Below are 227 nucleotides of genomic sequence, written 5' to 3'. Positions count from 1 at the left end.
TATTGTGCGCAGGGTCGAAGGCGAACAGTTCGTTGCCCGCTTGGGTGATCCGGCCCAGTTTGTCGTACTCGAACTGCGTCGTGCCCGTCCGCTGGTCGGTGCTGTGGGTCAGGTTGCCGGTACGGTCGTAGCCGTAGCTGCGTTTGACGGCGGTTTGATTATAACCCGCCGCCACTTTGGTTTTGCCTTTACCGCCTTCCGTCAGGTCGTTGAGGGTGGCGATTTGC

General features: G+C 59.9%; 1 protein-coding gene. It reads right to left on the bottom strand.

Annotated features, from left to right (window positions below; translation table 11 throughout):
- The coding region (locus HMPREF3277_RS12450; RefSeq protein ID WP_168168270.1) for an RHS repeat domain-containing protein at nt 1-227 on the bottom strand (227 nt) is incomplete at both ends.

Origin of the sequence: Neisseria sp. HMSC70E02 (assembly GCF_001838645.1) — a bacterium.
GTDB lineage: Bacteria > Pseudomonadota > Gammaproteobacteria > Burkholderiales > Neisseriaceae > Neisseria > Neisseria macacae.
This window is presented reverse-complemented; position numbering and strand designations above follow the sequence as displayed.